The organism is Pseudomonas persica (genome assembly GCF_900291015.1).
GTDB lineage: Bacteria > Pseudomonadota > Gammaproteobacteria > Pseudomonadales > Pseudomonadaceae > Aquipseudomonas.
In genome coordinates, this window is sequence record NZ_OLKL01000011.1 from 71,700 (window position 1) to 95,438 (window position 23,739).

General features: G+C 64.6%; 15 protein-coding genes. 5 read left to right on the top strand and 10 right to left on the bottom strand.

What is annotated here, in order from left to right; translation table 11 throughout:
* Positions 1–212 precede the first annotated feature (212 nt).
* From FQ664_RS05970 to FQ664_RS05980, 3 genes are all read right to left on the bottom strand, one after another.
* Entirely contained in the window at positions 213–2,624 is a 2,412-nt protein-coding gene (locus FQ664_RS05970) for a glucose/quinate/shikimate family membrane-bound PQQ-dependent dehydrogenase (RefSeq protein WP_144170820.1), read from the bottom strand.
* A 30-nt stretch (positions 2,625–2,654) separates the two neighbouring features.
* Positions 2,655–3,989, bottom strand: coding sequence for a carbohydrate porin (locus FQ664_RS05975; protein ID WP_144170821.1), 1,335 nt, complete (start codon positions 3,987–3,989; stop codon positions 2,655–2,657).
* Between the two features lie 288 nt (positions 3,990–4,277).
* A complete protein-coding gene (locus FQ664_RS05980; protein ID WP_144170822.1) occupies positions 4,278–6,323 on the bottom strand; it encodes a TonB-dependent receptor in 2,046 nt (681 codons plus the stop codon).
* A 165-nt stretch (positions 6,324–6,488) separates the two neighbouring features.
* On the opposite strand from FQ664_RS05980, the gene FQ664_RS05985 reads away from it, so the two are divergent.
* On the top strand, positions 6,489–6,710 hold the full coding sequence (locus FQ664_RS05985) for a VF530 family protein (RefSeq protein ID WP_003252112.1): 222 nt from the start codon (positions 6,489–6,491) through the stop codon (positions 6,708–6,710).
* Between the two features lies 1 nt (position 6,711).
* Positions 6,712–7,347: a Pr6Pr family membrane protein gene (locus tag FQ664_RS05990; protein ID WP_144170823.1), complete on the top strand. Its 636-nt coding sequence runs from the start codon at positions 6,712–6,714 to the stop codon at positions 7,345–7,347.
* A gap of 312 nt (positions 7,348–7,659) precedes the next feature.
* On the opposite strand, the gene FQ664_RS06000 is transcribed toward FQ664_RS05990, so the two are convergent.
* The 3 genes from FQ664_RS06000 to FQ664_RS06010 all read right to left on the bottom strand — a co-directional run bounded on the left by FQ664_RS06000 (position 7,660) and on the right by FQ664_RS06010 (position 12,198).
* Positions 7,660–8,421 carry a siderophore-interacting protein gene (locus FQ664_RS06000; RefSeq protein WP_144170824.1) on the bottom strand — a complete coding sequence of 254 codons (762 nt, stop codon included), beginning with the start codon at positions 8,419–8,421 and terminating at the stop codon, positions 7,660–7,662.
* On the bottom strand, positions 8,414–8,959 hold the full coding sequence (locus tag FQ664_RS06005; protein WP_144170825.1) for a PadR family transcriptional regulator: 546 nt from the start codon (positions 8,957–8,959) through the stop codon (positions 8,414–8,416). Before FQ664_RS06005 ends, FQ664_RS06000 begins: the two co-directional genes overlap by 8 nt.
* A gap of 89 nt (positions 8,960–9,048) precedes the next feature.
* The gene (locus FQ664_RS06010) at positions 9,049–12,198 is read right to left on the bottom strand and encodes a transglycosylase domain-containing protein (protein WP_144170826.1); all 3,150 of its coding nucleotides are present in this window, start codon (positions 12,196–12,198) and stop codon (positions 9,049–9,051) included.
* Between the two features lie 418 nt (positions 12,199–12,616).
* On the opposite strand from FQ664_RS06010, the gene FQ664_RS06015 reads away from it, so the two are divergent.
* Positions 12,617–14,035, top strand: a complete 1,419-nt coding sequence (locus tag FQ664_RS06015) for an amino acid permease (RefSeq protein ID WP_144170827.1) — start codon at positions 12,617–12,619, stop codon at positions 14,033–14,035.
* A 125-nt stretch (positions 14,036–14,160) separates the two neighbouring features.
* On the opposite strand, the gene FQ664_RS06020 is transcribed toward FQ664_RS06015, so the two are convergent.
* Positions 14,161–15,780 (bottom strand): FMN-binding glutamate synthase family protein, encoded by a 1,620-nt coding sequence (locus FQ664_RS06020; protein WP_144170828.1) that lies wholly within the window; start codon positions 15,778–15,780, stop codon positions 14,161–14,163.
* A gap of 456 nt (positions 15,781–16,236) precedes the next feature.
* On the bottom strand, positions 16,237–20,505 hold the full coding sequence (locus FQ664_RS06030; protein WP_144170830.1) for a DEAD/DEAH box helicase: 4,269 nt from the start codon (positions 20,503–20,505) through the stop codon (positions 16,237–16,239).
* 248 nt (positions 20,506–20,753) lie between these two features.
* On the opposite strand from FQ664_RS06030, the gene FQ664_RS06035 reads away from it, so the two are divergent.
* The gene (locus FQ664_RS06035; RefSeq protein WP_144170831.1) at positions 20,754–21,167 is read left to right on the top strand and encodes an NUDIX hydrolase; all 414 of its coding nucleotides are present in this window, start codon (positions 20,754–20,756) and stop codon (positions 21,165–21,167) included.
* On the opposite strand, the gene metR is transcribed toward FQ664_RS06035, so the two are convergent.
* Entirely contained in the window at positions 21,151–22,068 is a 918-nt protein-coding gene (gene metR, locus FQ664_RS06040) for a transcriptional regulator MetR (protein WP_144170832.1), read from the bottom strand. The two genes, FQ664_RS06035 and metR, sit on opposite strands and share 17 nt — an antisense overlap.
* A gap of 196 nt (positions 22,069–22,264) precedes the next feature.
* Here metR and FQ664_RS06045 point away from each other — a divergent pair, with 196 nt between their 5' ends.
* Positions 22,265–23,260 carry an alpha/beta fold hydrolase gene (locus FQ664_RS06045; RefSeq protein WP_144170833.1) on the top strand — a complete coding sequence of 332 codons (996 nt, stop codon included), beginning with the start codon at positions 22,265–22,267 and terminating at the stop codon, positions 23,258–23,260.
* Between the two features lie 117 nt (positions 23,261–23,377).
* Here FQ664_RS06045 and FQ664_RS06050 read toward each other — a convergent pair whose 3' ends face one another.
* Entirely contained in the window at positions 23,378–23,713 is a 336-nt protein-coding gene (locus FQ664_RS06050; protein WP_144170834.1) for a GlpM family protein, read from the bottom strand.
* Between the last annotated feature and the right edge of the window lie 26 nt (positions 23,714–23,739).

Genomic DNA, 23,739 nt, shown 5'->3' on the forward strand with positions numbered 1-23,739 from the left:
ACCTGCGTAAATGACTATGGTGCTTAGATGGGGCGCGGGGGGATGGGTTTCAATGGTAGATGAAAGGTGCAGAGAGGAGTGATGCCTGTACCGGCCTCTTCGCGGGTAAACCCGCTCCCACAGGTACGGCGCCGAGCTTGGGGGCAGCGCCGTACCTGTGGGAGCGGGTTTACCCGCGAATGCGGCAGCAGGTTCACTGCCGCATCTCTGGATTACTCAGCCAGTTTGTAAGCGATGATGTAGTCGCCCATTCTGGTACCCAGCGAGCCATGCCCGCCGGCAGTCACCAGTACGTACTGCTTGCCATCCTTGCCGGTGTAGCTCATCGGCGTGGCCTGGCCACCCGCTGGCAGGCGGGCTTTCCACAGTTCCTTGCCGTTGTTCACGTCATAGGCGCGCAGGTACTGGTCGAGGGTGCCGCTGAGGAAACCGACGCCACCGGCGGTGACGATCGAGCCGCCCATGCTTGGCACACCCACCGGCAGGCCGATCGGTACCGGGGTGCTGTCGCGGGTGGTGCCGTTCTTGAGCTTCCACACCACCTTGTTGGTGAACAGGTCGATGGCGGCGACATAGCCCCAGGCGGGGGCCTGGCACGGTACGCCCAGCGGCGACATGAACGGGTGCATGGTCACTGCATACGGTGCGCCGGTGTTCGGCTGCACACCGCTGGTTTCGCTTTCGCGCTTGCTGCCTTCGGCGACCTGCTCACGCGGGATCATCTTCGACACGAAGGCCATGTAGTTGGGCGAGGTGAACAGCAGTTGGCGCACCGGGTCGACCGACACGCTGCCCCAGTTGAACACACCGACGTTACCCGGGTAGACCAGCGAGCCCTGCTCGGATGGCGGGGTGTACTGGCCTTCGTAGCGCAGCTCGCGGAACTGGATGCGGCACAGCATCTGGTCGAACGGCGTGGCGCCCCACATGGCCTGTTCGGTCAGCTCAGGGCCGAGCAGGTTGAGGTCGGAGCGAGCCTGGGTCGGCGAGGTGTGATCGCCCTTCACCGCACCTTGCGGGGTGGGGATTTCGCGGATTGGCACGATCGGCGTACCGTCGCGGCGGTCGAGCACGTACAGGCTGCCTTGCTTGGTCGGCACGATGATTGCCGGTTTCACGCCGTCGTCGGTCTTCAGGTGGACCAGGGTCGGTTGGCTGCCGACGTCCATATCCCAAAGGTCGTGGTGGGTGAACTGGTAGTTCCAGCGGGCCTTGCCGGTGGCAAGATCCAGGGCGACCACGCCGGCGCTGTACTTCTCGGCACCCGGGGTACGGTCGGCGCCCCACTGGTCCGGGGTCTGGTTTCCCAGTGGCAGGTAGATCATGCCGAGGTCTTCGTCGACGCTGGCGATCGACCACATGTTGGCCGAGTTGCGGCTGTACATCTTGCCGGGGGCCAGTGGCTGGGTATCGTCCGGGTTGTTGCTGTCCCAGTTCCATACCAGGTGGCCATCGTGCACGTCGTACGCGCGGATCACGCCGGACGGCTCGTTGGTCGACTCGTTGTCGGTGACGTGGCCACCGATGATCACCAGGTCACGGGTGACCGCGGCAGGCGAAGTGGAGTAGTAGCCGCCAGCGGTGAACGGGCCGATGCCGGTGGTAAGGTCGATCACGCCCTGGTTGGCGAAGCCTTCGCAGACCTTGCCGTTGTCGGCGTTGATGGCAATCAGGCGGGCGTCCGCAGTCGGCAGGTAGAGGCGGCGCGGGCAGGCCTGGGCCACAGCCTGGCCGGCGTCGGTAATTTTTGGTGCCGGGCTGCCGTCGCGGCTGACATAGCGGTTTTCGTCATAGTACGAAACGCCACGGCAGGTCATGTGGGCAAAGCCTTTGAAGGTGCCGACCGGGCTCTTGACCTGTGGGTCATAGCGCCAGATTTCCGCGCCGGTGTCCGGGTCCAGGGCCAGCACGCGGCTGTGCGCGGTGCAGGCATAGAGCATGCCGTTGACCTTCAGTGGGGTGTTCTGGTTGGTCAGCTCCACCGGGTCGTTTTCGGTCGGCAGGTCACCGGTGCGGATGCGCCAGGCCTCTTCCAGGCGGTAGGCGTTCTGCGGGGTGATCTGGCGCAGCGGCGAATAGCGGTCGCCGTGTTCGGTGCGTCCGTAGGCCTGCCATTCACCGTCGGGCATGGCCGGGGCGGCGCTGGCCATTTCGCTGCTGTCGCGGCCCAACTCGCCGAACACTTCACCGGGGTGGGTAAACTGGCTGCCCAGGGCGCAAGCGCCCGAAGCGACCACTGCAACGCCGAGCAGCGCAGTGTTGGCCTTGCTGGCCGGGCCGATCAGCGGGCGACGCGCCCAGGGCAGCAGCAGGATCACGCCGATGGCAAACCAGATGGCCAGGCGCGGTACCAGTTGCCACCAGTCCAGGCCCACTTCGAGCAGGGCCCATACGGTGCTGCCCAGCAGTACCAGGCCGTAAAGGCCCAGGGCGATGCGGCGCTGGGCCAGCAGCAGGATGCCCGACAGGGCAAAGCCGATACCGGCGATCAGGTAGTACAGCGATCCGCCCAGCTGGCTCAGCTTGATGCCGCCGGCCAGCAGGGCCAGGCCCATCAGCAACAGCAGCGCGCCTATCAGGCGCGGTAGCCAGCGGCTTCCATTGTTGGCACCTTCAGTGCTCATCGTAGGTTCTCCGTCAGGTCAAAAAGAGGGTTAGAAACTGCTCTGGATCTTCAGGCCACCGATCAGGGCGCCATCGACCTGCGACACCCCGCCCGGGTGGCGGATGTACTGCAGGTTGGGGCGGACCGTGAGCCAATCGGCCAGGTGGATGCCGTAGTACAGCTCGGCGCTGTACTCGGTGTCCTGCACCGGCAGGAAACCGGGGTTGTCGTAGTCGTTGAGGCCGGCGGCCTGGTTGGCCAGGCGCGCGTTCTTGCGATAGGCAGGGTTGACGTGCACGCGGGCCAGGGCGAAACCGATGTCGTCCTTGGCGCGGGCGTCGAAGGGCCCTTTGTATACCAGTCCTGCCTGCACATAGTTGTCGATGGCATTGGTCTTCTTGTCGTGCACCGTGGCGTTGGCGAACAGGCTCAGGCCACGCGACTGGTCGGACGCCAGCGAGGTCACCTGCTGCTGGGCGCCGAGCCACAAGCCGTGCTTGCTCGAACTGCTGCGGTAGGCGCCGCCGCTGAGGGCTGCCGGCTGGCCGTTGCTGTCCTTGAGAACATCCTGTGCCTTGGCATTACTGTAGTAGTAGCCGGCGCGATATTCCCCTTTCAGGCCATTGACCTGTGGGCTCCATACCAGTTCGACCGGCATTACCGCACCTTGGGTGCCGCTGCCACTGAGCTTGAAGCCGTTGCCCGATTCCAGGTTGGAGGGGTTCTGCTCGAACACGCCGATCTGGGCGTAGAGCGCGTCGCTGAGGTTGTAGCGCACGCGCAGGGCCCACTGGCTGACCGGCCAGTTGTACCAGATGCCACCCACCCAGTTGCCTACCTGCGAGCCGCAGAAGGCCAGGTTCTGGAAGTCGCAGGGGAAGCTGTTGAAGTCTTCGCCTTCGCCGAAACGGCCGAATTTCACGTCCAGCGCGCCGTCGAAGTACTTCTGCTTGATCCACATTTGCGTCAGCCGCCAGGTTTCGCCACGGCCCCACACTTCCTGGGCCGAGGTAAAGCCGCCGACACGCGGGTCGTTGATGCGGTCGTTGCTGATGTTGTCGCCGTGGCGCTCGGTGATGGTCAGCTGGAATTCGGTGTCGTGCCAGCCAAGGATCTTCTCCAGGTCCAGGTGGCTGCCGAAGGTGAACTGGTCGCTGTAGCGCGCGGTGCGATCGTGGTCGTAGCCACCGTGCAGGTTGCTGCCCATCTCGCCGGTATAGCCGAGGGTGAAGTCGTAGCCTTTTTCCAGCAGTTCGCTGCGGGTGCCGCCCCAGTCGCCGAGCATCCATGGGGAGTCGCTGGCGAACATTTCGCTGGCGCCGGTGGGGGTCGCCAGGGCGCCGAGGGCCAGGCTGATGTAACAGGTTTTGGGCAGTTGGAGCATGAGATAGCGCTATCTTTGGATTATTGAATAAACGGCAAGCGCATCGAAGGGCGGGCCCTCCAATGGATATGGTGACAAGATGGTTTCGATGAAGCGATTCAGCTTGCGGCGGGGAGGATATAGCGGAAGTTGTAAGAAAAAAAGACAAATTGTCGCAGTGGATTGTTGCTTGTCTGGTAACAGTACAGATGATGGGATGACAAGTGGGAGCGGGTTTACCCGCGAATGCGGCGGTGGCCCTAGCATCGCATTCGCGGGTAAACCCGCTCCCACAGGGATCGCGTCAGGTTAGAAGGTGGTACGCAACCCGATCTCCACGCTACGCCCCGGCGCCGGGGCGATATCGCGCAGGATCGAGCTGGCATAGCGCACGGTCTGATCAGTCAGGTTCTCGCCGCGCACAAACGCCAGCCACTGGCTCTGGCCAACTTCGAAGCGGTAGCCAACGCTGGCCCCCAGCGTGGTGTAGCCATCGGTGCTGGATTCGTTGACCGGCTTGCGCTGCTGCGACGCAGCATGCTGCACATCGACCCGCGCCTGCCAGCGGTCCAGCTCCCAGACCAGGCCGCTGTTCAGGCGCAGTGGGGCGATGCGGGGCAGCGGCTCGCCACTGTCGAGGTTCTTCGCCCGGGTGTAGTCACCGGAGAGCTCCAGCGCGAAGCTGCCATAACGGTTCTCGGCCAGTTGCCAGCGGTCCTGGGCCTCGATGCCATAGAAGCGCGCCCGCACGCCCTGGTACTGGTATTCCGGGAAACCGTCGTGGTCATGATCGTGGTCATGGTCATCCTCGTCATGGCCGTGGTCATGCCCCTCGCGGAGGTTGCCGGTGCCGATCAGGCCGATGTAGTTGCGAAAGTGGCTATAGAACACCCCGACACTGCCCTTGTGGGTGCCGTTGTCGAACCGCAGCGCAAGGTCGGCGGAAATGGCTTTTTCCTTGCTCAGGCTGGCATCGCCGACTTCAAAGGCTCCGGTGGCCACGTGGGCACCATTGGCATACAACTCGTAGAAGGTCGGGGCGCGCTCGGTGTAGCCGAGGTTGGCGGCCAGCGACCAGATCGGGTCGAGTTGGTACACCGCCCCGGAAGACAGGCTGAACGCGTTGAAGCTGCTGGCGCTGTCGGCGTCGACGAAGTTCTCGTTGCCCTTGGCATCCGGGTCGATCCGGGTGTGCTCCATGCGAGCGCCCAGGCTCAGGTTCAGGCGCTCGGTGGCTTGCCACTGCTCCAGCATGAACAGCGCCAGGCTGTCGGTGTCGGTGTGCGGGACGAAGGCTTCCTCGCCCAATGCGGAAAATGCGTTGCGGCTGAGCTGGGCGCCGATCACGCCTTCCACCGCCCCGAGTGGTTGGTGGCGGGCTTCGATGCGGGCTTCATAGCCCTTGTTCCTGAAGGTGGTGTGGACCTCGCCTTGTTCGATTTCACTATGCTCGTAGTCGGTGTAGCCGGCATCGACCTTGACCGAAGTGAACGGGCCGTCCAGATCACGCAACTCGGAGGCGAAGGCGTAGTGGTCCTGCTTCATGTCCAGGCGCACACCTGGTTCGGCCACCGAACCATAGTTGCTGCCGTAGCGGTTGTACGACAGGCCGGCGTAACCGTGGTCCCAATGGTAGGCGCCACCCACGGCGCCACCGTCCTGGCGGCCGTCGCTGTTTTCCAGGCGGTGTTTGCTGCCGGGCTCGTCGGCATCACGCACCTTGGAACTACGGGCGTAACCGGGGATGCGCAGTTCGTTGAACTGGCGGCTGTTGGCATCCAGGTGCAGGGCGAAGGCACCGTTGCCGGCCTCCAGTTTGCCAGCGCTGCTGCGGGTGGTGTCGGCGCCGCCGTAGCGCAGTTCACCGGCACCGTGGATGCCCTCGATGGGGGCGTCCGGGATGCGGTTGTCGAAGGTGTTGACCACGCCACCAATGGCGTTGCCGCCGTAGAGCAGGGCTGCCGGGCCACGGACGATCTCGACGCGGTCGACCGTCACCGGGTCCAGCGGCACGGCGTGGTCGTAGGACAGCGACGAAGCGTCCAGGGCGCCGACGCCATTGCGCAGGACGCGAATGCGGTCGCCATCCAGGCCGCGAATTACCGGGCGACTGGCGCCAGGGCCGAACCAGGTGGAGGCGACCCCGGGCTGCTTGTTCAGGGTTTCACCGAGGCTGCCGTGCTGCTGTTGCAGCAGCTTGTCGCCTTCTAGCACGGTGCTGGGGGTGGCCAGCTGGCGGTTGCCCAAAGGGTTGGCAGTGATGACCTGGGGTTCGAGTTCGACGGCGTGGCTGGGTGATGCAGCCAGCCACAGCGCGACGGCGAGGGGAGAGAGGCGAAGCGGTGTGTACAGCATGGGGATGGGGCGTTCCTTGGCAGATGCTTTTGTATTGTTACAATATAACATCTCCATTTCAGCACAGAGGTTTCGCGCCTGGCCAGCGGTTTTTCCGTCGACTCGCCTGATCCCACCCACCACTACACTCGTGTAAGGTGCGCATCTTTCCTACGGAGCACAGGCATGAGCACGGCCCAACATAACGCACTGCACGGCAAGACCCTCGAACAGATCCTCACCGAACTGGTGGCGCACTACCAATGGCAGGGCCTGGCCGAGCGCATCGATGTGCGCTGCTTCAAGAGCAACCCGACCATCAAGTCGAGCCTGACCTTCCTGCGCAAGACGCCGTGGGCACGGGAAAAGGTCGAGCAGCTGTACGTGAAGCTGCAGCGCCAGGCCTGACATGCCGCGCCGTCCCTGGCTGACTGGCATGGCCGTGCTGGGCTGGTTGGGCCTGACCGTGCAGGTGTACCTGGTGCTGCTGGCGCGTTGGCAGGAACAGGCCAGCCTGGTTGGCGGCCTGATCAATGTGTTCGGGTATTTCACCGTATTGACCAATACCCTGGTGGCAACGGTGCTCAGTTATGCGGCGTTCGGCTGGGAGGGCCGGGCCAAGCGCTTTTTCCTGTCGCCTTCGGTGAGTTCCGCGGTGGCCGCCAGCATCGTGCTGGTGGCATTGGCCTACAGCGTGCTGTTGCGTCACTTGTGGCAACCGCAGGGCTGGCAATGGTTGGCGGACGAGTTGCTGCACGATGTGATGCCTGTGTTGTATGCCTTGTACTGGTGGTACGAGGTGCCCAAGGGCAGGCTTCGGCTATGGCACTTGCTGGCGTGGGCAGTGTACCCGGCGGGGTATTTTGCCTACGCGCTGTGGCGGGGGAGCGAGATTGGCGTGTATGCCTACCCGTTCATCGATGTGGCGAGCCTGGGGTATGGGCAGGTGTTGCTCAATGCCCTGGGGGTGCTGGCGGGGTTCTGGGGGATTGGGCTGGTGTTGCTGGGGCTGGATCGGTGGCGCGGAGTGCACAGATTGGCTTAGCCTGTGCTGGCCCTATCGCCGGCAAGCCAGCTCTCATAGAACTGCACATAACTCGTTGAATTAGCAGGGCCCCTGTGGGAGCGGCTTTAGCCGCGAACACCGGCGCAGCCGGTGCCATGCACCGCGTTGGATTCTTCGCGGCTAAAGCCGCTCCCACAGGATGCAGGACCGCTTGCGAATTCAGTTCTCTATGCGACAGCGCAGCCCAAAGGGCTGGGCCATCTCCCACAGGTACCCCACAGTTTTCGAGGGCTGTGCAATTCCTGTGGGCGCTGGCTTGCCGGCGATAGGGCCGGGGCAGGCAACGAGCGATTACTCGTCGTCCGCCGTCCCGTCGGCCCGCCAGTAGGCCACAGCCTTCAGCGCATCTTCAGGCACGCCTTTCTCCAGCAACAGCGCCTTGGCCTGGCGGGTCAGGGCTTTTTCCAGCGCCACCCAGCCGTACAACCGGCCTTGCGGCAAGGTCAGGTTCTTCACCAGTGCCAGCAAGTCTTCCTGTTGGCGACGTACCCAGATCACCTCCACCTGTGCCTTGCTCGGCAGTGGCTGGCGTTCCTGCTCGTCTTCGATCTGGATAACCGCCAGCACCTGGCGGCCTGCGGGCAATTCCTCCAGCCGGCGGCCAATCGCCGGAATGGCGGTTTCGTCACCAATCAGCAGGTAGCTGTCGAAGATGTCCGGCACCACCATCGAAGCCCGCGGCCCAGCGATGTCCAGGGTTTGCCCGGGCGCGGCCTGGGCGGCCCAGGTGGAGGCAGGGCCATCGCCGTGCAGCACGAAGTCGATGTCCAACTCATTGGCCACCAGATCAATGCGCCGTGGCGTGTATTCGCGCATGGTTGGCCGTACGCCACCGTCCCGCCCCAGATTCCGAGCCTCGATGGCCAGCTGTTGCTCCGGGGTTTCGGCGAACAGCAGCTTGATATGGTCGTCGCTGCCCACGCTGGTGAAACCTTGCAGCTCTGCCCCTCCCAGGGTGATACGGCGCATGCGCGGGGTCAGTTCGGTGACCCGCAGCACCTGCAGGCGGCGTTGGCGGATCTCGTGGTTGACGCGGTGAATGGTGTCACTCATGCGGTGTCTCCCTGACAGGTTCGGCCGGCCCGGAAGCGATGGCCTTGGCGGTGTGGTTGAGCAGGTCGCGGACCCGCTCGATTTCTTCCGGTGTCCAGCGGCCGCTGTGCATGTGGAGTGCGTGGCGCAAGTTGCCGACCGCTTCATGAATCTCTGGCGGGCGGTCGTGGCCGCGCAGGGCGCGTTTGCTGACTTCGATGCGCATGCGCACGCCGTCCAGGGCGACGGCCTGTTCGGCCAGGGCGGTGCGGCCGGCTTCGGTGATGGCATAGAGGCGTTTGCTGCCCTGCACCTGGCCGCTGATCAGCTCGGCCTCCTCGAGGAAGTTGAGGGTGGGGTAGATCACCCCGGGGCTTGGGCTGTAGCTGCCGTCGAACAGGTTCTCGATCTGGCGGATCAGGTCGTAGCCGTGGCCTGGCTGCTCGGCGAGCAGGGCCAGCATCAGCAGCTTGAGGTCGCCGGGGGCGAAGACGCGTGGGCCGCGCTCGCCACGGCCGGGGCGCCGCTCAAAGGGGTTATGGGGCGTATGTTCGCGCATGGGGACAGGGCTCCGTCGTTTGCGATATATCGTAAGATATTACTCAAGATATATCTAAAGACAAGCCCTTAATTGCAGATGATTATCATCTAGTTATTCGATGCGTCCCCTTGTGGCGTCGCTGTGTGCACCGCCACCTGCGGCGGTTTGCACTCATTCGGATTGCCGGGCTGCAGGTATGGCATGAGGATCGGTGCCATGCCCTTGAGTACCTGCACCGGCAGCGCCGAGGTGAACTTGAAGGCCTCCGCCGAGCGCCCCGGCACGAACGCGGTCAAGGTGCCGAAGTGGTTGTCACCGAGGAAGAACACGAAGGTGGCGGTACGGTTCAGCGAGCGCGAGCCGATGAGCCGGCCGCCGGCACCAAAGCTTTCGATGCGGTTGTCACCGGTACCGGTCTTGCCGCCCATCACCAGTGGCGTGCCGTCCTGCAGCTTGAAACTGCCGGAAATACGCCGTGCGGTGCCCGCATCCACTACCTGCGACATGGCGCCTTTGAGGGCGCGCGCCACTTCGACCGGCAGAATCCGCACACCCCGGTCCGGGTCGCTGACCAGCTTGGTCTCGTAGGGCGTGTTGGCCGCGAAGTGCAGGGTGTCGATCCGCAAGGTCGGCAGGCGCACGCCGTCGTTCTGGATGATGCCAACCAGTTCGGACAGGGCGGCAGGGCGGTCGCCGGAGCTGCCGATGGCGGTGGCCAGCGAGGGCACCAGGTGGTCGAATGGATAGCCCACGCGCTTCCAGCGCTGGTGAATGTCGAGGAACGCTTCGATCTCGACCATGGTGCGAATGCGGCTGTCACGGGCGCCCTGGTGGCGGCTCTTGAACAGCCAGCCGTATACCTCCTGGCGCTCGAAGCGGCTGGCATTGACCATTTCGGTCAAGGTCGAACCGGGGTTCTTCAGCAAGTAACCGAGCAGCCACAAGTCCAGCGGGTGAACCTTGGCGATGTAGCCCTGGTCGGGCAGGTCGTACTTGCCCGGGCCATAGGCGTCGTACATCTCCGACAGACGGCCATCGGTCAGTTTGCCCAGGACGATCTTGTCACCCTTGAGGTGGGCGCGGACGAAGGCGTTGAAGGTCTCCTGGCCTGCCTCGGGGAACAGGTAGCGGTGCACGGCTGCCAACCGTTGCGGGGTCACGCGCATGCTGTCGAGGAAGGTGTCCAGGCGCTGCTGTGAGGTCTTGCGCTGGTATTTCTTCCAGAAACGCAGCAGGTAGTTGGTGCCTTCCTTGTCAGCGAAACGGGCCAGGTATTCCTGGCGGCGCGGGTCGGCGTCGTCCTTGAGCAGCGGCACGCGGTTGTACGGCTGCTGGTAGGTCACGTAGCGCACCAGGTCGCGCATCAGGCGGATGAACGGCAGGTTGATCGACTCGCGCAACGCATCCTTGAGGGTTGGGTTGCGGCTGTTGTCCTCCTTGCGAAAGTTGTTGAACACGTGCATGCCGCCGCCGGTGAAGAAGGCTTCGCCGGTGTTGGCCGAATACTTGCGCTCCAGCGCCGCATCGAGCATGGCGTCCAGGCTCTGGTTCTTGCTGTTCTGTGCCAGCCATTCCAGCGACCACTGGCTGATGCGGTCGAGTTCGGCGACTTCGACTTTCTTCAATTCGGCAGCAGGCTTGCCGGCGTACTTGTCGTGCAGCTCGGCGATGATCTCCAGGTAGGTGGTGAGCACCCGCAACTTGGCGGTGGAGCCCAGCTCCAGCTTGCTGCCTTCGTTGATGTCGAAGGGCTGGTCGGTGCTGTCGGTCTGCACCCGCACCCGCGAGCCGTCGGCGGTGCGCTCGAACAAGGTGAAGCTGTAGCTCACCTGGTCGGTGGTCTTGGCCGTGAGCAGGCGTTCGCCGATCAGGCCGATCTGCGCCGCGAATTCCGGGTCGGCAAGGTTTTTCAGGTACTGGCTGACTTGCAGTTGCAGGTCGGACTGCAGGGTACTGGTGGCCGACACGTCGAGCCGGTCGAGGTCGTACAGCGGGCGGTTGAGCATGGCAGCCAGGCGGTTGCGTGCCAGGCTGATGCCCTTGTTGGTGATGATCGGCACGATGGTCGGTTGCGCCACCCAGTCGCGGTATACCGCCTTGCTGGCCAGTGCTGCGTCGGCCAGTGGCTGCTCGATGACCTTGTTGGCGGCCAGCACGCGGATGTGCGCGTCAGTCAGTTCGGCCAGCTCGACCCGGCCCTTGGACAGGTAGTGTGACGGTCGGCGCTGGGCAATCATCAGCGACAGCACCTGGCGTAGGGCCAGGCCGCGTGCGGCCATGCTCTCGGGGTCGCTGGCGGTAGAGCTCAGTGCCTGGTTGACCTGATCGAAATCGGCGCCGTACCACACCCGCAGGCCTTCGGCCATGCCGTGCACTTCGCCATGCCCAGGCACTGCCGACAGCGGCACGCTGTTGAGGTAGTCCCGCACGATGCGCTGGCGCGCCTCGGTGGTGTCGGGGCCGCCCTGGTAGGCGCGCACGCTGGCGGAAATCATCTGGCGGATCTTCTCGGCGCCGGACACGGTCAGGCCGTCCGGGGAATGGCGGTACTTTTCCAGTTGTGTGGCCAGGGTACTGCCGCCAGCGGACTGGCCGGGCAAGGCCAGGTACTTGGCTACCTGGCTATAGGCGGCCTTGGCGAAGCGCGGCCAGTCCACGGCCGGGTTGTTGCGCGGGTCCTTGGTGTCGAGCAGGTCGCGGTTCTCGATGAACAGCAGGCTGTTGACGATCACCGGCGGGATCGCCGCAAAGTCCGGGTACAGGTGTTGCGGGTAGTTGTACTGGTACAGCATGTCGCCGCGACAGTCGGTGATCGACAGGCCAGCCTGGATTTTCTCGATATAGGGGGCGAACAGCCCATGATCGACGTAGTTCATCAACGCCGGCGAGAACCTCACCTGCTCGCTGATCAGATAGTCGCGTTTGAGCAGGCGCGGCAGGAACTCGCCCAGGGCACTGTAGCCCAGGCGTTTGTCGAACGGCCCTTCACCGGGGTAGACGATGGCATCACTGGGGCCTGGTTGCAGCGAATAGGTGAGGGTGGTGGCCAGTTTGCTGAATTCCCGCGACTGCAGGTTGGAGGTGCGGAATTCGTCATACGCAGCGAAGCCGATGGCCACCAGCGCCACCAGCAGGATGAGGATGATCAGCCGCCACCATAGCCGACGCTGACGGGGGGATTCGGGTTGTGGCGTCTCGGCCGGAGGTCTCTCGGGTGCTTCCGTTCTGCTTGGTTCCGATTGCCACAGTGCGCCCATAGTCTTCTATCCGGCCAGGTATTTTCGTCTTGCTTGTCTGAAGCTTAGACGTTGAGCGGATGAGGTGAAAATTTTGTAAGAGGCGGAGAAAAGTGGTGTAGGGCTATGCGGCTTTGGTGTGGGTTTCTTCGTAGGGCGATGTTGCTATGGTGCCCAGGAAATTTTGCGGCCGCCTTGCACCTGAGCGCAGGCAAGCCAGCTCCTGCAGGGCCCGACTTCTCGCCAAATTTCTGCATATATACAGTGAAAAAACCTACAACGGTCTTCCTATACTGCTCGCCCCTTCGACCTGCCGGGCGCTCTATTCCGGCACACGGGCCTGCCCACAAAGCCAGCCCGGCAAACCAACGCCACGCCTATCGGCCTGGACGGTGCTGCACGAAGGTCAAATCCAATAACAAAATGAGGTTGTATTGCTATGTCAGTCGGCAACCACCCTGCCCACGGCCAGGCCACTGAAGGCGGCCCGCTCAAGCGTGAACTGGGCGAACGGCACATCCGCCTGATGGCGCTGGGCGCCTGTATCGGTGTCGGTCTTTTCCTCGGTTCGGCCAAGGCCATCGAAATGGCCGGCCCCGCCATCATGCTGTCCTATATCATCGGCGGCCTGGCCATTCTGGTGATCATGCGCGCCCTTGGCGAAATGGCCGTGCACAATCCTGTGGCGGGCTCGTTCAGCCGTTATGCCCAGGACTACCTCGGCCCGCTGGCGGGCTTCCTTACCGGCTGGAACTACTGGTTCCTGTGGTTGGTGACCTGCGTTGCCGAAATCACCGCAGTGGCCATCTACATGGGTATCTGGTTTCCCGATGTACCGCGCTGGATCTGGGCCCTGGCGGCGCTGGGGAGCATGGGTGCGGTCAACCTGGTGGCAGTGAAAGCCTTTGGTGAATTCGAATTCTGGTTCGCCCTGATCAAGATTGTCACCATCATCGCCATGGTCCTTGGCGGCATCGGCATCATTGCCTTTGGCTTCGGCAATGACGGCGTGGCAATGGGTATCTCCAACCTGTGGAGCAACGGCGGCTTCATGCCCAACGGCGTGACCGGTGTGCTGATGTCGCTGCAGATGGTGATGTTCGCCTACCTGGGCGTGGAAATGATCGGCCTGACTGCCGGTGAAGCACGCAACCCACAAAAGACCATTCCGCAGGCCATCGGCTCGGTGTTCTGGCGCATTCTGCTGTTCTATGTCGGTGCGCTGTTCGTGATCCTGTCGATCTACCCGTGGAGCGAAATCGGCAGCCAGGGTAGCCCGTTCGTCATGACCTTCGAGCGCCTCGGCATCAAGACCGCCGCCGGTATCATCAACTTCGTGGTCATCACTGCAGCGCTGTCGTCGTGCAACGGTGGCATCTTCAGCACCGGGCGCATGCTCTACAGCCTGGCGCAGAACGGCCAGGCCCCGGCGGCCTTCGCTCGCACCTCGAAGAACGGCGTGCCGCGCAATGCGCTGCTGCTGTCGATCGGCGCGCTGCTGCTGGGCGTACTGGCCAACTATCTGGTGCCGGAGAAGGTCTTCGTCTGGGTTACCTCGATCGCCACCTTTGGTGCGATCTGGACCTGGGTGATGATCCTGCTGGCGCAGCTGAAGTTCCGCGCCGGCCTCAGCGCCACTGAGCGCAAGGCTCTGAAGTACCGCATGTGGCTGTGGCCGCTGAGCTCGTACCTGGCGCTGGCCTTCCTGGTGCTGGTGGTCGGCTTGATGGCGTACTTCGAGGATACCCGTGTGGCGCTGTACATCGGCCCGGCGTTCCTGGTGCTGCTGACGGTGTTGTACTACGCCTTGCGCCTGGCGCCGAAAGAAATGCAGGGTGTGGCGAATACCGCTTCCTGATCTGAAGTGGCCGGGGCCGCTTTGCGGCCCAATCGCGACACAAGGCCGCTCCCACAGGCAATCGCGCATTCCTGTGGGAGCGGCCTTGTGTCGCGATTGGGCTGCGCAGCAGCCCCGGGGATCTATCAGGCCGCTACTTCGCTATTGGGCTCGAAGCTGTCCGCCCGCGCCAGCTGCCACATGCGCGAATAGAACTGGCCATTCACCTCGCCAGTCAGCAGTTCACCCGGCTTCAAAAACACATGCATCTGCGAGAACAGCTTGATCTCGGTGGCCGAGATGCGCCGCACCAGGTGCTTGGCTTCCAGCTGCGCCGGGTGCTCCAGGCCCGCTGCCGCAAGCATTTCGGCCAGCGCGCGCAAGGTGTTGTGGTGGAAGTTCAATACCCGCTGTGCCTTGTCCGGCACCACCAGTGCGCGCTGGCGCAGCGGGTCTTGCGTGGCCACCCCGGTCGGGCACTTGTTGGTGTGACAGCTCTGCGACTGGATGCAGCCAATGGCGAACATGAAGCCGCGCGCCGAGTTGGCCCAGTCGGCGCCAATGGCCAGCACGCTGGCAATGTCGAAGGCGCTGACGATCTTGCCGCTGGCGCCCAGCTTGATCTTGTCGCGCAGGTTCAGGCCGACCAGGGTGTTGTGCACGAACAGCAGCCCTTCGCGCAGCGGTACGCCAATGTGGTCGGTGAACTCCACCGGCGCCGCGCCGGTGCCGCCTTCCTTGCCGTCGACAACGATGAAGTCGGGCAGGATGCCGGTTTCCAGCATGGCCTTGGCGATGCCCATGAACTCCCACGGGTGGCCCAGGCAGAACTTGAAGCCTACCGGTTTGCCGCCAGACAGTTCACGCAGCTGAGCAATGAACTGCATCATTTCGATGGGGGTGGAGAAGGCGCTGTGGCGCGACGGCGAGATGCAGTCTTCGCCCATCAGCACGCCACGGGTTTCGGCAATTTCCCGGGTCACCTTGTGCTTGGGCAGGATGCCGCCATGGCCGGGCTTGGCGCCCTGGCTCATCTTGATCTCGATCATCCGCACCTGCGGGCTGCGCGCCTGGGCGGCGAAGCGTTCGGGGTCGAAGCGCCCGTCCGGCGTGCGGCACCCGAAGTAGCCGCTGCCCAGTTCCCAGACCAGGTCGCCACCGTGCTCGCGGTGATAGGGGCTGATGCTGCCTTCGCCGGTGTCATGGTGGAAATTGCCCAGCTTGGCGCCCTGGTTGAGGGCACGAATGGCATTGGCGCTGAGCGAGCCAAAGCTCATTGCCGATATGTTGAAGATCGACGCCGAGTAGGGCTGGCTGCACTGCGGCCCGCCGACGATGACCCGGAAGCTTGCCGGGTCGGCCAATGGCGCCGGGCGCATGGAGTGGCCGATGAACTCGAAGCCGGACTCGTACACGTCGATCAGGGTGCCGAAAGGTTTGTCCGAGGCTTCGTTCTTTGCCCGCGCGTACACCAGCGAGCGCTGGGCGCGGGAGAACGGCAGGGCGTCGCTGTCGGCCTCCAGCAGGTACTGGCGGATTTCCGGGCGAATGGCCTCGACCAGGTAGCGGATGTTGCCCAGGACCGGGTAGTTGCGGCGTACTGCATGGCGTTGCTGCAGCAGGTCGAACAGGCCAATCAGGCTGAGGATGGCGGTGGTCAGGGTGAACGGCCACAACCATTCGTGCTGGGTAAAGGGCAGGCTGGCCAGGGTGAACAGCACACAGGCGGCGAAGAAGGCATAGCGACTGAGAAGTGACAGGCTCATACAGGGTCCTTGCGAATGGCGCGGTCAGGCTCAGGGCCTGGGGCAAACGCCGACCATAGCCAAGTTGCACGGCTGTGCAAATTAAAATCGGGGTAGCGAAAATCATTCTCGAATTGTTCGGGGTAGTGGGCCCAACACCTGCCCTGTGGGAGCGGGTTCACCCGCGAACACCGGCAAAGCCGGTGCCATCCACCGCGTTGTATTCTTCGCGGGTAAACCCGCTCTCATAGAACTGCACATAACTCGTTGAATTAGCAGGGCCCCTGTGGGAGCGGCTTTAGCCGCGAACACCGGCGCAGCCGGTGCCATGCACCGCGTTGGATTCTTCGCGGCTAAAGCCGCTCCCACAGGACGCACGGACCGCTTGCGAATTCAGTTCTCTATGCGACAGCGCAGCCCAAAGGGCTGGGCCAGCTCCCACAGGGTGCGCGACGTGCTTGAAATTTTTCTCCCCGCTCAGAGCATGTCGCGCAGCAGCTTCTGCCGCCAGCTTTCCTGCTCTTGTGCTGGCACTTCGACCAGGTACGAATAGTGCCCGGCCACCCGCACCGCCACTGGCACCCCGTCGCGATACAACAGGCGGTTGCCACTGACCGCCGGCACTTTCGCACCCGGCAGCAACGAGCCGACCAGGTTCAGCGGGTCACTGGCATTTACCACCACCAGCGCCCCGTCCAGCTCACGCCGCCGCACCTGCCGCAGCAGCCCCACCGCCTCCGGCAAGGCGAATTGTTCACCGGCCAGCCCGGCAATGAAGCGCCCGCCACGAATTTCGCCGCGCGCTTCCAGCCGGTGATAACAGCGCAGTAGCTCGCGCCATGGCGGCAGCACATCGCTTTCGCGTTCCAGCAGCCGCCAGCACACCACGCCATAGCGCCGTAGCAGGGCCCGGGCGATGTGCTCCAGGCGCTGGCTGTCATCCACCGCGCCCCTGCGCAACAAGGCCCAGCGCCCGGCGTGGGACATGTTGCTGGACAGCGGCGGGTGGCCGCGTCGGCTGTTGCGTGATGGGCGTTTCGACGCCGGGGTGATCAGGCTGCGCAGGCCGGTGAAGCTGTCGGCCCCTACCAGGCCTGCGCCTACCAGCTCCTGCAAGACCGTCTCCAGTTCGCTGGGCAGCAGGTGGGCATCATGTGTCAGCTCGTCAAAGAACAGCGCGCCATGTGCGTGCAGTACCTCATGGACGCGTTGCGCCCGTGCGCCGAGGCTGTCCAGGGCAGGCACAGGGGCAAGGCTGCGCCACAGGCCAAGATGCTCGCGCGGCAGCAGCACCAGCGGTGTGCTCGACAAGGTGTTGCTCGACACGGTCGCCGCCAGCCGGCTCCAGGCGAACTGCCCGCTACGGCAGGCATCGTCGAGCCAGTGCGGGCTGTAGTCCTTGATGCGCGCCGGCAGCAGTTCGGCCTCCCAGGCGCCGGCGGCACTCGGGAAGCCTTGCAACTGGCCCAGTACCTCGGGCACGGCTTGCGGGCCGCGCAGGCGTGTGTCGTTGGCCAGGTGCTGCCAGTCGAACAGAAAGCGCATGAAGTCCTGCAGGCTGACCGGCTCGATCTCCCGGCGCAGGCGTTTGACCGTGTAGCGGTGGATGCGTGCCAGCAAATGGCGCTCGCACCACTGCAGTTCGCGTACGCCGGGGCTGAAATGCCCACGCATCACATAGCCTTCGGCTTCCAGGCGGGCCAGTGCCTGTTCGATGGCCGGCAGCGGTTTGCCAAGTGCTGCCGCAATCTGCGCACGGGTCAGCGGGCCATGGCCGCTCAGGCGGGCACGCAGCAGTTCGACCAGCGCAATGTCCGGCTCGATGGCCTGATCGAAGCCTGGCAGTACCTGCAACGCAGGTTCCAGCCGGGAGCCGGGATACAGCACTTGCAGCAGGCTCAACCGCTCGCGCGCCAGCCACAGCTGTTCATCCACCAGGCGCAAGGCCCGGCCGGCTTTGGCCAACTGCCTGAGCAGCAACTCCCAGTTGGCATTGTCCTGCACTTCGTCCTGGCTGATGGCACCCAGGCCCATCAAGGCTTCATGCATTTCGTCGGCATTGCCCGGCTGCGGCCAGGCCTCGGCAGCGACGGCGGCAATGGCATCGGCGTCCAGCGCGCCCAGGTCGTCGCCGCTGTGCACCTCGTTCCAGCGCCGGTTGAGCATCGCCTGAGTACGCCGTTCTTCCAGCGGCGCGTCATCCAGGAAGGCATAGGGCCGGGCGTTGAGGATGGCCGAAGCCAGCGGCGAAGGGGCGGGCAGGTCGCGGCACAGCAGGCGCACCGTGCCGCTTTCCATACGCCGCAACAGCGCCAGCCAGCCTTCGCAGTCCATCGCCTCGTGCAGACAGTCGTCGAGGGTTTGCTCGACCAGCGGATGATCGGGTATCTGCCGCTCGCCGACGATGTTCTCCAGGCAGGCGATCTGGTCGGGGAACACGGCGGCAATCAGGTCTTCGCTCTTCATCCGCTGGATCTGTGGCGCCACCTTGCGCCCGCCGACAAAGCGCGGCAGGGCCATGGCCACGCTGGCGTTCCAGCGCCAGCGCACGCCAAACAGCGGCGCATCGAGCAGCGCCTGGACAAGGATCGGCTCGGCGCTGCGGCTATTCAGGTAACGCCACACATCCTCCAGTTCGAAACTGTGGCTGGTGGACAGCGACAGCACGATGGCGTCCTCGCTGGCTGCCGCCTGCAACTCGAAGTTGAAGGTGCGGCAGAAGCGCTTGCGCAGTGCCAGGCCCCAGGCGCGGTTGATGCGGCTGCCGTAGGGCGAATGGATGATCAGTTGGGTACCGCCGGATTCATCGAAGAAGCGCTCCATCACCAGCGTGTCCTGCGAGGGCAGGGCGCCGAGCACTTCGCGGGTGCGGGCCAGGTAGTCGAGCAACTGGCTGGCGGCGGCTTCGCCCAGTTCGAAGGTGCCCTGCAACCATGCCAGCACCTCGGCCTGGTTGTCGCCCGCCAGCTGTTGGTCGATCTGTGCCTGCAGCCGGGCCACCGCAGCAGACAGCTCGTCGCTGCGCCCTGGCGCCTCGCCCAGCCAGAATGGAATGGTCGGTGGCAGGCCATGAGCATCCTCCACCCGCACCCGGCCCGGCTCGACGCGCAGGATGCGATACGAGGCGTTGCCCAACTGGAAGATATCGCCAGCGATGCTTTCCACCGCGAAGTCTTCGTTGACGCTGCCGATGTTCAGCGCCTGTGGTTCGAGCAGCACGGCGTAGTCGGCGTTGTCGGGGATGGTGCCGCCGCTGGTCAGGGCGGTCAGCTGGCTGCCACGGCGGCCACGCAGGGTGCCGCTCACCGCATCGCGGTGCAGGTAGGCACTGCGTACGCCCTGGCGGCCGTTGTAGCCCTCGGCGAGCATGCGCAGCACGGCCTGGTAGTGTTGCCGGTCGAGTTCGGCGTAGGGCGTGGCCTGGCGCAGGCAGTCGAACAGGGCCTGTTCGTGCCAGGGCTGGTTGCTGGCTTCGGCGACGATCTGCTGGGCCAGCACGTCCAGCGGTGCCCGGGGAATGTGCAGTTCGTCCAGCTCGCCCCGGCGTATGCAGTCGAGCAGGGCCACGCATTCGATCAGGTCGTCGCGCGAGGTCGGGAACAAGCGCCCCTTGGGCACGCCATCGACCTGATGGCCGGCGCGGCCAACCCGCTGCAGCAAGGCCGCGATCGAACCTGGCGAAGCGATCTGGCAGACCAGTTCGATGTCGCCGATATCGATGCCCAGTTCCAGTGACGCCGTGGCCACCAGCACCTGCAGTTGGCCGTTTTTCAGGCGTTGTTCCGCCTCCAGGCGCAGCTCCTTGGCCAGGCTGCCATGGTGCGCGGCAACCGCCTCTTTTCCCAGGCGGTCGCTGAGGTGGCGGGTGATACGTTCGGCCAGGCGCCGGGTGTTGACGAATACCAAGGTGGTGCGGTGTTCGCGCGCCAGGCTGGCCAAGCGGTCGTAGACCAGGCCCCAGACATCGGTGGCCATCACTGCCCCCAGCGGCACTGGCGGCACCTCGATGGCCAGGTCGCGCTGCCGAGCATGGCCGACATCGACGATGACGCAGGGGCGGCCGTTGCCGGCCAGGAATTGCGCCACCCGCTCGACCGGGCGTTGCGTGGCCGACAGGCCGATACGCCGCAGCGGCTGGTTGCACAGGGCTTGCAGGCGCTCCAGGGTCAGCGCCAGGTGGGCGCCACGCTTGTTGCCGGCCAGGGCATGGATTTCGTCGACGATCACCGTGTGCACGCTGGCCAGGCCTTCACGGCCCGAAGCCGAGCCCATCAGCACGTAGAGCGATTCGGGTGTGGTCACCAGGATGTGCGGCGCCAGCTTGCGCATGGCAGCACGTTCCTTCTGTGGGGTGTCGCCGGTACGCACGGCCGTGGTGATGCGCGGGGTGTTCAGGCCCTGGTCCGCAAGGGCCTGGCTGATGCCTTCGAGCGGGGCTTGCAGGTTCAGGCGGATATCGTTGGACAGCGCCTTGAGTGGCGAAACATAGACCACCCGGGTTTGCGCAGGCAGCTCGCCCCGGTGCTCCAGGCCCTGGCGGAACAGTTCGTCGAGCACGGCCAGGAACGCGCTGAGGGTCTTGCCCGAGCCGGTCGGCGCTGTCAGCAGCATCGACTGGCCCGCGTGGATCAACGGCCAGGCCTTGGCCTGGGCATCGGTGACCGTGGCGAAATGGCCACGGAACCAGGTGCGCACGGCAGGGTGAAACAGCTCGAGCACCGGGTGGTGTTTGGCGGGCAGGTTCATGTGTTGGTTATGGCGGGTGTGGGGCGGGTTGGCAAGGGGCCGTTCGTCTGGCAGGGCAGTTATGACCTGTACCGGCCTCTTCGCGGGTAAACCCGCTCCCACAGGTACTGCGCTGCTCTCCGGCCCTGTGGGGATCCCTGTGGGAGCGGGTTCACCCGCGAAGAGGCCGGCACAGGAAACACTGGCCTTGTCAGGCCAATGACCCCCATGGGATCCTCCCCGGCCATTGTTTCAGGTGAGCCCAGCCCATGCCCAAGACCATCCGCATTGCCGCTGCCCTGCTGATCGACCCCCAGGGCCGCACCTTGCTGGTACGCAAGCGCGGCACCCAGGCCTTCATGCAGCCCGGTGGCAAGATCGATGTTGGCGAAACCCCGGTGCAGGCGCTGGTGCGCGAGCTGCACGAGGAACTGGGCCTGCACATCGACCCGGCCCTGGCCGTGCACCTGGGCCAGTTCAGCGCCCCGGCCGCCAACGAGCCGGGCTTCGAGGTACAGGCCGAACTGTTCCGTGTCGACAGCGCCGCCGCCGTGCTCCCGGCCGCGGAGATCGAAGAGGTGGTGTGGCTGGCCGCTGACCAGGTACCCGCCATGCACCTGGCACCCCTGACCCGCGACCTGATCCTGCCGCTGTACCGCCAGGCCGTCAGCGCACCGCGCTGACGCCATCAAGGGTGGCGAACGAGGTGTCTTTGGCCGTCAGCAAGAAGTCGCGCATGTACGGCGCATCGAGCATGTCGGTGCGCACGGCGGCATAAAGCGTGGCGAACAGGCCTTTCTCACCCAGGCGCTTGCCCTTCACATACCCGCGCGAACTGTACTCGTGCAGCGCCCAGTGCGGCATGCCGCACACGCCACGGCCGCTGGCCACCAACTGCATCATCATCACCGTCAGCTCCGACGTGCGCACGGCGGCCGGCTCGATGTCGGCCGGCTCCAGGAAGCGGGTGAAGATATCCAGGCGATCGCGCTCCACCGGGTAGGTGATCAGGGTCTGGTCGAGCAGGTCTTGCGGCACGATGTAGGGTTTGCTGGCCAACGGATGCTGGTTGGCCACGGCCAGCATCGCCTCGTAGGTGAACAGCGGGACGTAGGTGATGCCCCCCAGGTCCAGCGGGTCGGAGGTCACCACCAGGTCGAGGTCGCCACGGGCCAGGGCCGGCAGCGGGGCGAAGGCAAAGCCGGAGGCTAGGTCCAGCTCCACTTCCGGCCAGGCATCACGGAACTGGTCGATGGTCGGCATCAGCCACTGGAAGCAGCTGTGGCATTCGATGGCCATGTGCAGGCGCCCGGCGGTGCCGCCGGCCAGGCGCGCGATGTCACGTTCGGCGCCGCGCAGCAGCGGCAGGGTGGCATCGGCCAGTTGCAGCAGGCGCAGCCCGGCGCTGGTGAAGCGGATCGGCTTGGTCTTGCGCACGAACAGTGGCAGGCCCAGGCGCTCTTCCAGTTCCTTGAACTGGTGTGACAGCGCCGACTGGGTCAGGTGCAGGCGCTCGGCGGCCTCCACCAGGCTGTCGGCATCGCGCAGGGCATGAAGGGTTTTCAGGTGACGGATCTCCAGCACAGCTGACTCCGGGGTGTGGATTTGAGGAAACAGGGAATGAGTTGAGTCTCCCTCATGTTGCCGCGCCTGTCGACTGGACGTTCGGCCGCACCGCCTGGCGGGAGTCATCAAACTGTCACTGAACTGTGGCAGCGCGCCCGAACAGAATTCATCAGACTCGCGCTCTACTGGGGATCTGCATTCTGGTGTTTCTTTCATGCGGGCTTTTTGGCTTTTTCTTTTCTTTACATTCGGCGTACCTGCGAGTTTCGCTGAACAGCGTTGTGACGCCCAGGTGCCGGTGCAGCGGGCCGAACTGGGCGCCGTCAGCCTGGTGTACCAGAGCGTCGGTGCGCCACGCGACCCTGCCTTGCTGCTGGTGATGGGCCTGGGTGGGCAGCTGATCCACTGGCCGGATGACGTGGTCGAGGCGTTGTGCCGCCAGGGCTTTCGGGTGATCCGCTATGACAACCGCGATGTCGGCCTGTCACGCTGGAGCCAGCTGCCACCGTCGGCCAACCTGACGCTCGAACTGCTGCGCTACAAGCTGGGCCTGCCGGTGGCGGCACCCTATACGTTGACTGACATGGCGGACGATGGCTTGCGCCTGATGGATGCGTTGGGTGTGCGCCAGTTCCACGTACTGGGGGTGAGCATGGGCGGCATGATTGCCCAGCACCTGGCGGCCATGGCACCCGAGCGCGTGCGCAGCCTGACGCTGCTCATGTCCAGTTCAGGGGCGGCAGGGTTGCCAGCACCGGATCCGGCGCTGGTGCAACTGCTGGCGCGGCGCAGCGCGCCGAACCGTGAAGTGGCCATCGAACAGCAGGCCGACCTGCTGGCGGCGCTGGGCAGCCCCGAAGTACGTGACGACCGTGCAGTGTTGCTGCAGCAGGCGGCCGTTGCCTACGACCGGGCGTTCAACCCGGATGGGGCCAAGCGCCAGATCATGGCGATACTGGCCGAGCCGAGCCGGGTCGAGTTGCTCAACCAGCTGCGGGTGCCGACCCTGGTGGTGCATGGCACGGCCGATCCGTTGCTGCCGGTGATGCATGGCGTGCACCTGGCAGCGCATATCCAGGGTAGCCAGCTGCGCTTGATCCCGGGGCTGGCGCACCGCTTTCAGGAGCCATTCAAGGCGCCGCTGCTGGGGGCTGTATTGCCCTATCTGCAGGCGCATCGGCAGGATGTTACGCATATCGCAGGGCTCTGAATCGGCGGCGCCTTCTTCGCGGGTAAACCCGCTCCCACAGATTTCTCACATTGCCTGAGGTCTGTGCCGCATCTGTGGGAGCGGGTTTACCCGCGAAGAAGGCGCCGCCGATTCCGATCAGTGCATCCGCACCCACAAGATCACCAGCACCGTCGCGGCCATCAGCCAGGCCACCGTGGCCAGTGCCAGCGATGCCTCCAGGCGCATGCGGTCGACCAGTACATACAAAGTCGCCAGGTACACGAAGTACGGAATGATCGACCACATGCCGAACAGGATGGTGGTCTTCAGGTCGGCAATGCTGCGCCCTTTGCCGACGATGTAGTGGGCAATCAGGGCGAAGGTGGGGAACAGCGGCACCAGCCCGGCGATGTAATAATTGCGCGTCTTCGACAGCACCGCCAGCAGCACCACCACGCCAGCGCCCAGGGCCGCTTTGAATACCAGGTCCACGGTGTCTTTCCAGGTTGGGGTTGAGG